The 12,209-nt window shown below is 38.3% G+C and carries 11 protein-coding genes; 8 read left to right on the top strand and 3 right to left on the bottom strand.

What is annotated here, in order from left to right:
- The 4 genes from nqrE (at window position 1) to nqrM (ending at window position 3,190) form a co-directional block, all read left to right on the top strand.
- On the top strand, window positions 1–597 hold the full coding sequence (nqrE, locus tag ABN236_RS04135) for an NADH:ubiquinone reductase (Na(+)-transporting) subunit E (RefSeq protein WP_006534792.1): 597 nt from the start codon (window positions 1–3) through the stop codon (window positions 595–597).
- A gap of 16 nt (window positions 598–613) precedes the next feature.
- Window positions 614–1,840, top strand: coding sequence for an NADH:ubiquinone reductase (Na(+)-transporting) subunit F (nqrF, locus tag ABN236_RS04130; protein ID WP_194951997.1), 1,227 nt, complete (start codon window positions 614–616; stop codon window positions 1,838–1,840).
- 80 nt (window positions 1,841–1,920) lie between these two features.
- A complete protein-coding gene (locus ABN236_RS04125) occupies window positions 1,921–2,943 on the top strand; it encodes an FAD:protein FMN transferase (protein WP_102949400.1) in 1,023 nt (340 codons plus the stop codon).
- A gap of 19 nt (window positions 2,944–2,962) precedes the next feature.
- A complete protein-coding gene (nqrM, locus tag ABN236_RS04120; protein WP_023580998.1) occupies window positions 2,963–3,190 on the top strand; it encodes a (Na+)-NQR maturation NqrM in 228 nt (75 codons plus the stop codon).
- A gap of 93 nt (window positions 3,191–3,283) precedes the next feature.
- Here nqrM and ABN236_RS04115 read toward each other — a convergent pair whose 3' ends face one another.
- On the bottom strand, window positions 3,284–4,156 hold the full coding sequence (locus tag ABN236_RS04115) for a glycerophosphodiester phosphodiesterase family protein (RefSeq protein ID WP_349473431.1): 873 nt from the start codon (window positions 4,154–4,156) through the stop codon (window positions 3,284–3,286).
- Window positions 4,157–4,388: 232 nt separating this feature from the next.
- On the opposite strand from ABN236_RS04115, the gene dinB reads away from it, so the two are divergent.
- On the top strand, window positions 4,389–5,444 hold the full coding sequence (gene dinB, locus ABN236_RS04110) for a DNA polymerase IV (protein WP_349473430.1): 1,056 nt from the start codon (window positions 4,389–4,391) through the stop codon (window positions 5,442–5,444).
- A 90-nt stretch (window positions 5,445–5,534) separates the two neighbouring features.
- Here dinB and ABN236_RS04105 read toward each other — a convergent pair whose 3' ends face one another.
- Complete coding sequence (locus ABN236_RS04105) at window positions 5,535–7,697, bottom strand: TonB-dependent siderophore receptor (RefSeq protein ID WP_349473429.1); 2,163 nt, start codon at window positions 7,695–7,697, stop codon at window positions 5,535–5,537.
- Between the two features lie 296 nt (window positions 7,698–7,993).
- Window positions 7,994–9,451: a beta-Ala-His dipeptidase gene (pepD, locus tag ABN236_RS04100; RefSeq protein WP_349473428.1), complete on the bottom strand. Its 1,458-nt coding sequence runs from the start codon at window positions 9,449–9,451 to the stop codon at window positions 7,994–7,996.
- A gap of 352 nt (window positions 9,452–9,803) precedes the next feature.
- Between pepD and gpt the strand changes: the two genes are divergently transcribed.
- The 3 genes from gpt to crl all read left to right on the top strand — a co-directional run bounded on the left by gpt (window position 9,804) and on the right by crl (window position 12,190).
- Window positions 9,804–10,265 (top strand): xanthine phosphoribosyltransferase, encoded by a 462-nt coding sequence (gene gpt / locus ABN236_RS04095; RefSeq protein ID WP_023580994.1) that lies wholly within the window; start codon window positions 9,804–9,806, stop codon window positions 10,263–10,265.
- 201 nt (window positions 10,266–10,466) lie between these two features.
- Window positions 10,467–11,717: an esterase FrsA gene (gene frsA / locus ABN236_RS04090; protein WP_088493497.1), complete on the top strand. Its 1,251-nt coding sequence runs from the start codon at window positions 10,467–10,469 to the stop codon at window positions 11,715–11,717.
- Between the two features lie 71 nt (window positions 11,718–11,788).
- Complete coding sequence (gene crl / locus ABN236_RS04085) at window positions 11,789–12,190, top strand: sigma factor-binding protein Crl (RefSeq protein ID WP_075672399.1); 402 nt, start codon at window positions 11,789–11,791, stop codon at window positions 12,188–12,190.
- The last annotated feature ends 19 nt before the right edge of the window (window positions 12,191–12,209 follow it).

The raw sequence follows: 12,209 nt of genomic DNA, 5'->3' as shown, positions 1-12,209 counted from the left end.
ATGGAACATTATATAAGCCTGTTTGTTCGTGCTGTTTTTATTGAGAATATGGCGCTCGCATTCTTCTTAGGGATGTGTACATTTCTCGCCGTTTCTAAAAACGTAAAAACAGCTTTTGGATTAGGTATCGCTGTTACTGTTGTTCTGGGTCTTTCTGTACCGTTGAATAACTTGGTTTACAACTATGTGTTACGTGATAATGCATTGATGGAAGGTGTTGATTTAAGTTTCTTAAACTTTATCACTTTCATTGGTGTGATTGCGGCACTGGTACAAATCCTAGAGATGATTTTAGACCGTTATTTCCCTGCGCTGTATAACGCACTAGGGATCTTCTTGCCACTTATTACCGTTAACTGCGCCATTTTCGGTGGTGTGTCATTTATGGCACAACGTGACTATAACTTTAGTGAATCTATTGTTTATGGTTTCGGCTCTGGGATTGGTTGGATGTTAGCCATCGTATTACTGGCTTCTATTCGTGAGAAAATGAAGTACGCGGATGTACCGGCAGGTATGAAAGGGTTAGGCGTTACTTTTGTCACCACAGGGTTGATGGCATTAGGTTTCATGTCCTTCTCTGGTGTTCAGCTATAAAGGGTGAGAAGAACTCATGGATATAATTATTCTAGGTGTCGTGATGTTTACCCTGATTGTATTGGTGTTAACAGCGTTGATTTTGTTCGCAAAATCAAAACTGGTCAATACAGGGGATATTTCAGTTGAGGTCAATGGAGACCCAGAAAAAAGTTTTGATGCACCAGCAGGTGATAAATTACTTAACGTATTATCAAACGAAGGTATTTTTATTTCATCAGCTTGCGGTGGCGGTGGCTCTTGTGGTCAGTGTCGCGTTAAAGTGCTGGAAGGTGGCGGTGATATTTTACCGACAGAACTTTCGCATATTAACAAGCGTGAAGCTAAAGAAGGTTGTCGTTTAGCATGTCAGGTAAACGTAAAAAACAACTTGAAATTAGAATTACCAGAAGAAATCTTTGGTGTTAAAAAGTGGGAATGTGAAGTTATCTCAAATGATAATAAAGCCACTTTCATTAAAGAATTAGTGTTAAAAATCCCTGAAGGTGAGGTTGTACCTTTCCGTGCTGGTGGATTTATTCAAATCGAATGTCCTCCTCATACGGTACGTTATGAAGATTTTGATGTACCAGAAGAGTATCGTGAAGATTGGGATAAATTTAATTTATTCCGTTATGTTTCTGACGTTAAAGAAACCACTGTACGTGCTTATTCAATGGCGAACTACCCTGAAGAGCATGGCATCATCATGTTAAACGTGCGTATTGCAACACCTCCGCCACGTAATCCTGATGTGCCACCAGGAATTATGTCATCGTATATTTGGTCATTAAAACCGGGCGATAAAGTGACAATTTCAGGACCATTTGGTGAATTCTTTGCTAAGAAAACCGATGCTGAGATGATCTTTATTGGTGGTGGTGCAGGTATGGCGCCAATGCGTTCACATATCTTCGACCAATTGAAGCGCTTACATTCTAAACGCAAAATCAGCTTCTGGTATGGTGCACGTTCTGTTCGTGAAATGTTCTACACTGAAGATTTCGATATGCTTGCAAAAGAAAACGAAAACTTCACATGGAATGTCGCACTTTCAGATGCATTACCTGAAGATAATTGGACTGGCTATACTGGATTTATTCACAATGTGTTGTTTGAGAATTACCTCAAAAATCATCCAGCACCAGAAGATTGTGAATTCTATATGTGTGGACCGCCAGTGATGAACGCAGCAGTTATTAAAATGCTCAAAGATTTAGGCGTTGAAGATGAAAACATTATGCTGGATGACTTTGGAGGTTGATCCTAACTTCCGATAAAGCATAAATGAATGAAATGACAAGCGCCCACTTATGTGGGCGCTCATGATCAGAAGAGAGAGTTATGTTAAAAAGAAAGATGATAAATTGGATAGTGATGCTGTCTGCATTAGTTCTATTATCTGCATGTGGTGAAAAACAGCAGGTATTAGAAGGCGAAACCATGGGAACTTATTACTCGATTAAATATGTTCCTGATAGTAATTCACCTCCACAAAACGTCTTACAAACAGAGATTGATCGTATTCTTGAAGAAGTTAACGATCAAATGTCAACATATCGTCCTCATTCTGAACTCAGTCGTTTCAATCAAAGCCGTGAAATTAATACTCCATTTCCTGTTTCACCTGCGACAGCAAAAGTAGTTAGTGAAGCTATTCGCATTAATAAAATGACTGATGGTGCTTTAGATGTGACTGTGGGGCCGTTAGTGAATTTATGGGGATTTGGTCCAGAAGGCCGATTTACGCATCAACCTTCTGAAGATGAATTAGCAAAACGTAAACAGTGGATTGGAATTGATTATCTTGCTGTTGAAGGTAATTCGTTAATTAAGAAGATCCCTGAACTTTATGTTGATCTCTCTTCAATTGCTAAAGGCTATGGTGTTGATGCTGTAGCTGAATATTTAATTTCACAGAATATCACTAACTATATGGTTGATATTGGTGGCGAAGTAAGAACCCAAGGCGTGAATGGAAATGACAAGCTTTGGCGTATAGCGATTGAAAAACCAGCAAATGACGGTACAAAACAGAGTGTTCAGTTAATTATTGAACCGGGTGATAACTCAATTGCCACTTCTGGTGACTATCGTAACTATTTTGAAGAAAATGGTGTTCGTTTTTCTCATACTATTGACCCAACCACAGGTCACCCTATTAAACATAACCTTGTTTCTATTACTGTGATTGTGCCAACTTGCATGAGTGCTGATGGTCTTTCAACAGGGTTGAATGTTTTAGGGCCTGAAAAAGGGTTAGCAGTAGCAAACGAACTAAATATTCCTGTCTTTATGATAGTGAAAACTGAAAATGGGTTTGAAGAGCGTTATAGTAAAGCGTTTGCCCCATTCTTGAAAAAGTAGAATTTAAGGAGAGAAGGTTATGTTAAAAATATTTCTATTTGCCTTCATCTTATTCTTGATTGCCTTCTTTGGTATGGCATTAGGCTATATTGTAAAACGTAAAAGCCTTCAAGGTAGCTGTGGTGGTTTAGGTGCTATGGGCATTGAGAAAGAGTGTGATTGCCCAGAACCTTGTGATGCACGTAAAAAACGTATGGCAAAAGATGCAGCAAGAGAAGAATTGCTTAATAAAAATAGAATTCTTTGAGTAAGATATAAGAATAAGAAAAAGAGTGATGTATATATTTACATCACTCTTTTTTATTTCTTTCTAAGAAAACTAAGATAAAAGTGAGGGCGCTTACTCTTTTCTAAATGCTTTCATATTTGCGGGTGAATCAACCATAACCGCATCAGCACCTAATTCAGTAGCCTGAATATAGTCTTTCTCTGTGTTGATCCCAAAAAGGACAATATGAGCATTGCCACCAGCACGAAAACAAGACATTGCATCTTTATCCCAACTCAGAACTGAAGCGGAACGCGCTTCTCCTAATGTGTACTTCTCAACAACCTCGACTTTGCGGTGAAGCTCAAGTCCGTACCAACGAGTAATATCTAAATTTTCAGGTAACAGGCAAACATGGCTCATTGTGATATTGGCTAAAATATCACGAGTGATATCACGGCTTTCAAAACGTTGTACATTAGTCGGTAAGGCATCAAGAAATGCGGTATTTGTAGAATAAACGCGAGTTCTATCCAGTGCGTTATGATTACGAAGTACGGTTATTAATGCTTCTCCTTGGATTGCTGGATCAGCATCTGGTGATTTTAAATCAAGATAAAATTGTGTTGTGGGGAATAGAGTTAAGATCTCATCCAATGTCGGAATGGTGACACCTTTATTTCGATAAGGAAATTGCTGAGCTTCACCAAATTTATAGCCGGCATCCCATTGCTTCAGTTGTTGTGCAGTAAAGTCAGAAACACTACCTTGCCCATTCGTTAAGCTTTTTAAATCGCTAGGGCGATAAAGGACAGGAATATTATCTTTCGATAATTGAATAGTGATCCAAATTGCATCAGCTTGATTAGAGAGCGCTGTTTTTATAGCAATTTCAGTATTTTCAGGGGCATCAGCTGTGCCACCACGATGTGCGATAATTTTAGGAGATGCCATAAGGATTACAGAATAAAAAAAGAGAGAAATAGCGATGAATAATTTGATCATGAAAAATTATTTCCTTGTTTTATATATAGTTACAAAACAATATTTAAAATTAATGTAATTAATCAACGAGCAAAAACAATCTATCATCACTTTGTGACAATTCTATAAATAAACAGACTAATTCAGATTTTTATGAGAAATACACCTCAATAGAGGGAGATAAGAGCGAATAAAAATTGTAGTTAATATTTATTTACTGTATATTTAAACAGTAAATAAGTGAGGTGATTGTATGCGTAAAATTATTCATGTTGATATGGATTGTTTTTATGCTGCGATTGAAATACGAGATAATCCAGCACTAAAAGAGATCCCAATTGCGGTTGGAGGCAATGCCTCTAGTCGAGGTGTGATCTGCACGGCGAATTATCCCGCTCGTCGTTTTGGTGTTCGTAGTGCTATGTCAACAGCAACAGCGTTGAAGTTATGTCCTCACTTAAAAGTGCTACCCGGTAGGATGGCTCTCTATAAAGAGACATCAGCAAAAATACGTCAAATCTTTTCTCGTTATACTCACCTTATTGAACCTCTTTCACTCGATGAAGCCTATCTTGATGTCTCTGACAGTAAGCATTGTCATGGCTCAGCAACGTTGATGGCTCAAGAAATTCGCCAACAAATTTTTGATGAGTTAAATCTCACGGCATCCGCAGGTATTGCACCGATTAAATTTCTTGCAAAAATTGCCTCTGATATGAATAAACCTAACGGGCAATTTGTTATTACACCAGAACAAGTCGATGATTTTATTTTAAAATTACCACTTAATAAAATACCGGGTGTAGGTAAGGTGACATTTGCTCGTTTGCAAGAAATGGGGTTAGAAACTTGCGCTGATATTCGTCGCACTGATGTCATTTCTTTAGTAAAAACGTTTGGAAAATTTGGTCAAAATTTATGGGAACGCAGTCATGGTATCGATGAACGCGAAATTAACCCAGATAGACTTAGAAAATCAGTCGGAGTTGAGCGTACTTTTGCTTCAGATATTAATTCTTGGGATGATTGCTTGGCATTACTTGACGGATTATATAGTGAATTGGAAAGGCGACTAACAAAAGTTAAACCGGATCTAAGAATAGCAAGGCAGGGCGTTAAGTTAAAATTTGATGATTTTCAATTAACAACACAAGAGCATACTCATCCTATTTTAGAAAAAGCCGATTTAATCAATATTGCCTATCAAGCATGGCATGAGCGTCGAAATGGCAGAGGTGTGCGCTTGATCGGATTTCATGTCACCTTGCAAGATCCACAAATAGAACGACAACTTCTTTTGGCGCTATAAAAACTAAAAAAACCATAGTCGATCAACAGATAGACTATGGTTAACGCAGTTAATGTATGTAGTTAATCTATTTAGTTAATTTATATAGTATTACCAGCGATAATTCATAGTTGCTGTCATTGTCCTGCCAATACCATAAAAACAAGCAGTATCACCAGCACAAGATGCAACATAATGTTTATTCGCAATATTATTCATATTAAGCTGAATTTCAGCACCTTTTAAAGAAGGTGATAGCTCACCTAATGAATAACCAATCATCGCATCGTAAAGAGTCACTGCGGGTACGCTAACTGTATTTTTGGTATCGCCTTGAGATACACCTACATATCTGACACCAACACCCGCTTTAGCGCCATTAAATAGTCCAGATGTTTCATCATATTGACCCCAAAGTGATGCCATATGCTTAGGAACTCTAGGGAGTTCTTTTCCTTGTGTTCCCGCAATAATGGTTTTTCTTACTTCAGTATCGATATAAGCATAACTGCTGATAAATGAAATATTTTCAGTTAATTGGCTATTAATTTGAGCTTCAACACCACGACTTCTAATTTCACCCACTGGTTCGAAATACGCTTTTTCAGCATTGTAGTTAGTAACATTACGTTGTTGTAATTGATAAACAGAGAGTGTTGCCAATGTTTGCTCATTTGGTGTGAGGTATTTTATTCCTGCTTCTAATTGACGACCTTCGCTAGGTTCAAAAGGGGCACTTCCTGGTGCTCGGCGAGTTTGTAAATTAGGCTCAAACGAAGTGCTATAACTAATATATGGCGAAATACCATTATCAAAAGCATATAAAAGTCCTGCACGACCCGTTAACTTATTATCATCTTGTTGATCATAGCTTTTCGCTAAGAAATCATGAGTACGAACTTGAGCCCAATCTTGGCGTAAGCCTGCAAGTAAGATCCAATTTTTCCATTGGATCTGATCTTGTAGATATAACCCGATTTGATCACGTTTTTGTAGCTGATCGGTCGCAGGTTTTTGTAAACTCATATCAATTGGATAGTGATAATTAGGATCACGCCAGTCAAGATGGTACTCTGAACCCATTGCTCGGAGCAAATTATCTTGATCTTTGCTCCACTGATAATCAATACCAGCAATCACAGTATGATTAAGTTTTGCAGTGGTAAAATCGGCTTGTAAACGAGTATCTATTCCTAAAGTATCTGTTTCACGCTGCTCTTGTTGCGCTCGGCGTTCAAGAACATAAGGGTTATCTTTTCTTAAAGAGCCAAATACAAGATATTTATATTTCTGATTAATATGGCTATATCGAGCATTTTGTACAATTTTTAGTGAATCACTAAATTCGTGTTCAAATTCATAGCCTATACCATATTGTTGACGCCATGATTTATGGTAATCGGGATTGTTAACATCAAAATCAAAGGGAATAGTACCTGCTGGAGTACTTTTAACCGTTCCATAAGCAGGTAAAAAATTACGATACCCAGCTTCAGGCTCTTGCTGAATAAAGCTTAACAGTGTTAAACGAGTTTGTTCATTAGGTAAGAAAGTAATAGCAGGTGCAAGTGCAAAACGTTCTTCTTTATAGTTTTTTATTTGAGTGTGTTGTGTTTTTGCAACACCGTTTAGGCGATAAAGCACTCGATTGTCATCACTTAATGCACCTGAAAAATCAAAAGCAGTTTCTGCTAATTTATCATTGCCGGCTCGTACTTGAATATGGCGAATAGGGGTTGCGGTTGGTCTTTTACTTGTCATTGCCACGAGGCCACCCGGATTAACTTGGCCATAAAGAACGGATGCTGGCCCTCTAACAACTTCAACGCGCTCTAATAACCAGGGATCAATTGCACCAGTTGATGATGAAGCGCCCATTCCATAACTTAGGCCGTCAAGAAAACGGGGTGCATAACTGTATCCACGAATAAAAACCTCATCATTACGATTAGAACTTCCACGATATTCTGTGAAAACGCCGGGCGTATAACGTAATGCTTGAGAAACTGAACTGACATCTTGAGCATCCATTTGATCACGTGTGATCACACTAATGGATTGTGGTGTTTTTTCAATTTCACTCGGTGTTTTATTTGTTGATAACGTTTTTGTTGCCACAAAACCGGAAACAGGCGCTTGAGGATCTTGCGATGGAGATGCTGTAACAATTATCTTTTCAGGGACATTTTGATTGACTGCCGCATGAATTTGAACAGAGAGTAAACTTAGAGGTAAGGCGAGAAAGACGCTAGCAACGTAATTTTTATTAGACACAATAGAACCCTTTGATTTTTTATTTTTTAACTTTAAATGCGGAAGCCATGAAAATATCACTCCGGAAATATTAATGCTAATGATAATGATTAGCATTCTATATGTTTAATTTATTAAGATTTATTTTTTATTCCATAATGGAATAAGTGATTGTGGAATTGGCTATATGAGGAATAAATTATGATCTTTAAGGGAAATGGCGTGTGATTTGAGGGGATAATTTATTTTTTGGTGATAGCTTTAGGCACAAAAAACCCGCCAATTAAGCGGGTTTCATTATTAACATTAAAGCAAAATTATTTAGCAGGGATCGCTTTTAAAATTGCAGTTAATAATTGCCAGTATTGACCGACGCTCTTAATGTGAACGCGCTCGTCTGGTGAGTGAGCACCACGGATTGTTGGCCCAATAGAAACCATATCCATATCTGGGTAAGGTTTTTTGAACAGACCACACTCAAGACCCGCGTGGATAACCATGATGTTTGGCACTTTATCAAACAGTTGTTGGTAAGTGTCACGAACTAAATGCATAACAGGAGAGTCTGCATCTGGTTTCCAACCTGGGTAACCGCCTTTGGTTTCGATATCCGCTTTAGCCAGTTTTGCTAATGCTGTCAGCATACTAACAACATAGGTTTTACCGCTATCGATCAGAGAACGAATTAAGCATAGGATTTCTACTTTATCGTCAACAATGCTAACAACACCTACGTTTAATGAAGTTTCAACAACACCTTCAACGTCGTCACTCATACGAATAACGCCATTTGGCATAGCATTAAGTAGGTTGATTAAGCGCTCTTGGCAATCTGCGGTGAAAACTTTTTTATCTGTTGTTGTATCAATTAATTCAACTTTCAGATTTTTTTCAGCAATAGCTAATTCAGTTTTTAACAGAGCTTCAAATTTCGCTTTTACTGCGTCTAGTTGGCTTGCTTTATCTGCAGGAATTGCAAAAACAATGTTTGCTTCACGAGGAATAGCATTACGCAGTGTACCACCGTGGAAATCAATTAATTTCAGTGATAATTCTTCTGCATGACCCGCTAAGAAACGCGCTAATAATTTATTTGCGTTACCTAAACCTAAATGGATATCACCACCTGAGTGACCACCATTTAATCCTTTCAGAACCAGTTGCTTAACAATGTGACCTGCTGGGATAGCATCGTAAGAAAGGCTTACTGTGGTTTTAACATCAATACCACCCGCACAACCCATGTAGATTTCACCTTCTTCTTCAGAGTCTGTGTTGATAAGAATATCAGCTTGTAACCAACCTGGTTGTAAACCAAATGCACCGTCCATGCCGGTTTCTTCAGTCATAGTTAACAGGACTTCTAATGGACCGTGTTTAACAGTATCGTCAGCTAAAACAGCTAATGCAGATGCCATACCTACGCCATTATCAGCACCTAATGTAGTGCCTTTAGCTTTGATCCATTCACCATCAATGTAAGGTTGAATCGGATCTTTAGTGAAGTCGTGAACGGTGTCGTTGTTTTTTTGTGGCACCATATCTAAGTGTGCTTGTAAAACAACGGCTTTACGATCTTCCATGCCTTTAGTTGCTGGTTTACGAATTAAAATATTGCCAACTGCATCGCGCTGTGCAAAAAGACCTTTTTCACTTGCCCAAGAAAGAATATGGGAAGCTAAGGCTTCTTCATGATGTGATGGATGTGGAATCGAACAAATTTTTGCAAAAATATCCCATAGTGGTTGTGGGGATAGAGTAGATAGTTCAGACACGATGGATCTCCTCTAACAGCATCTGTGTTATTGATAGCCTACCGCTATTTTAAGGGTTAGCTTTATTATTCTGAGCGTTATACGCCAATATAGTTGAGAATATCACTTTCTTCTGATGAATGCGTCATTCTATTCACATCTCTATCTAAGAAATTAGATCTCTATTTGCATTCATTTTTTATATAGTTCGTTTTTTAATCATAAAAAGACATTACAGAAAAAAATGAGGATAATCTCACCTGTTTTCACGTTTTCTCTGGTTTTTAGGCGCTCAAATCACTATAATCTCGCGCAACCTTTTTTTCCGCAAAAAAGCTTCTCTCGAAATTCAAGTAGCTAGGATCACAATATTATGAGCGAAAAATATGTTGTAACGTGGGATATGTTGCAAATACATGCCCGTCAATTGGCGCAACGTTTATTACCAGTCGAACAGTGGACAGGCATTATTGCTGTCAGCCGTGGGGGATTAGTCCCTGCTGCATTACTTGCTCGTGAATTAGGTATCCGTCATGTGGATACAGTCTGCATTTCTAGCTATGACCACGATCATCAGCGCGACCTCAAAATCTTAAAAAAAGCAGAAGGTGATGGTGAAGGCTTTATCGTTGTTGACGATTTAGTTGATACTGGTGGTACTGCTAAAGTTATTCGTGACATGTATCCAAAAGCGCATTTCGTCACTATCTTTGCAAAACCAGAAGGGCGTCCTTTAGTGGATGATTTTGTGGTTGATATTCCGCAAAATACATGGATTGAACAGCCTTGGGATATGGGTGTTGCCTTTATTCCACCAGTTTGCGATCAAAAATAAGTCGATAGCATTCGTTTTGCTGTTTTAATTGAGATCCTCGCTTAGGCGGGGATTTTTGTTTTGAAGCTTTTTTCTCTTCCTCTTAATGATGTCTTCGTGCGATTGCTTGTCGTGATACACATTGTTCCAGTCAATTTCATGCTATGATAAAGCCAGACTTTTAAGCCCCTTTATACGATATCCACTGATTTGAAGAGTGATATGGCAAACAATACGAATCTTTCTGAAACTTTATTTAAGCCACGAGCAAAACACGCTGAAACCTCAACGCTAATTCAGTATACCCATCCAAAATCGAATATTAATACCTATAGCGTGCTTAATGGTACGAGCCAACAAAATTGGTATCGAACTATTCAACGTTTACTGTGGATTTGGCGTGGAATTTCTCCTATTGAGATAGAAGAGGTGTTAAGCCGAATTGCGGTACAGGATGCCCCTCGTAGTGATGATAAATTTATTGATACTGTTATCGGGTATCGTAAAGGTGGTTGGTCATTTGAGTGGTCGCATCAAGCGATGATCTGGCAACAAAAAGCATTACGTGAAGAGTCTGGTGATGCTGCAGCAGATTGTTGGTTACAAGCCGCTCATCTTTATAGTATTGCCGCATATCCCTTTATTAATGGTGATTTTTTAGCGGATCAAGCCGTTATTTTGTCGATGAAAGCCTTTGAGAATGCGACGAAATTTTCTTCTTTTGAAGTCAAGAAACTGACATTTAAATTAGAAGGAAAAGGGACGACAACAGGTTTTCTACATTTACCCAAAGATTGTAGAGGCCCTTATCCTACCGTGTTATTTTGCGGCGGATTAGACGGCTTACAAAGCGATTATGTTAGCTTCTTCCGTGACTATCTTTCCCCTAAAGGTATTGCAATGTTAACTCTGGATATGCCCGCAATTGGTTATTCAGTAAAACAAAAACTAACGGAAGATACATGCCATTTACAAGGTGAAGTTCTAAAGCAACTTTCTGAAGTACCTTGGATTGATCATACTCGTGTTGGTGTGATGGGGTTTCGCTTTGGCGGTAATATTGCTGTGCGTTTAGCTTATATCTACCCAAAATTGATTAAAGGTGTTGTTGCCTTAGGTCCGTTGATCCACACTTTCTTTACCCAAGCTGAATTACAGAAAAAAATTCCTGTGATGTATCTTGATGTGTTAGCAAGCCGCTTAGGATTATGGAATATTGACGAGAATAATCTTCGATTATCGTTAAGCAGTTATTCTCTGAAAAACCAAGGTTTGATTGGGCGACGTATGCCTGTTCCTATGATGGGGGTTTATTGGAAAGGGGATGAAATGAGCCCTAAAGAGGATTCGCAATTAATTGCACGCTCCTCTATGGATGGTGACATTCTTGCTATTAATGATAAACCGCTTTATGAAGGTTTAGAGCTCGCGTTACAAAAAAGTGCAGATTGGATCTATGATAAATTAATATAATTAATTTTGAACAATAACTTGCTAATTATATTAGATTATATAACAGTAGAGTTTCTAAGGAGACTGAATTTATGACTTCATCTTTGAACCCTACCCGAGGTAAGTTATTAAAGCGTTTTGCTCAAATCGGGCCTTATATCCGAGAGCAACAATGCCAAGAGAGCCAGTTCTTTTTTGACTGTTTAGCAGTTTGTGTAAATAAAAAAGTCGCGCCGGAAAAACGAGAGTTTTGGGGCTGGTGGATGGAATTAGAACGTAATAATGAACAGCTTATTTATCATTATCAAATTGGGCTATTCGATAAAAATGGTGATTGGCTCCATCAGAACATAAGTAAGAATGATGTTGTTGAGTCAATCAATGAAACACTTATTCGTTTTCATGAATTTCTTCAACTTGCGGTGAGTGAATTAGAGATGACACTCATCCCCGATGAAAAAATGAACAAATTTCCTCTTCCCATTCAGCCCTAATTTTGTGTTAGGGCAACTT

The sequence above is a fragment of the Proteus sp. fly-1013 genome, assembly GCF_040140245.1.
Lineage (GTDB): Bacteria > Pseudomonadota > Gammaproteobacteria > Enterobacterales > Enterobacteriaceae > Proteus > Proteus mirabilis_B.
The sequence above is the reverse complement of the archived record's forward strand: the minus strand, read 5'-3'. Positions and strand labels throughout refer to the sequence as shown.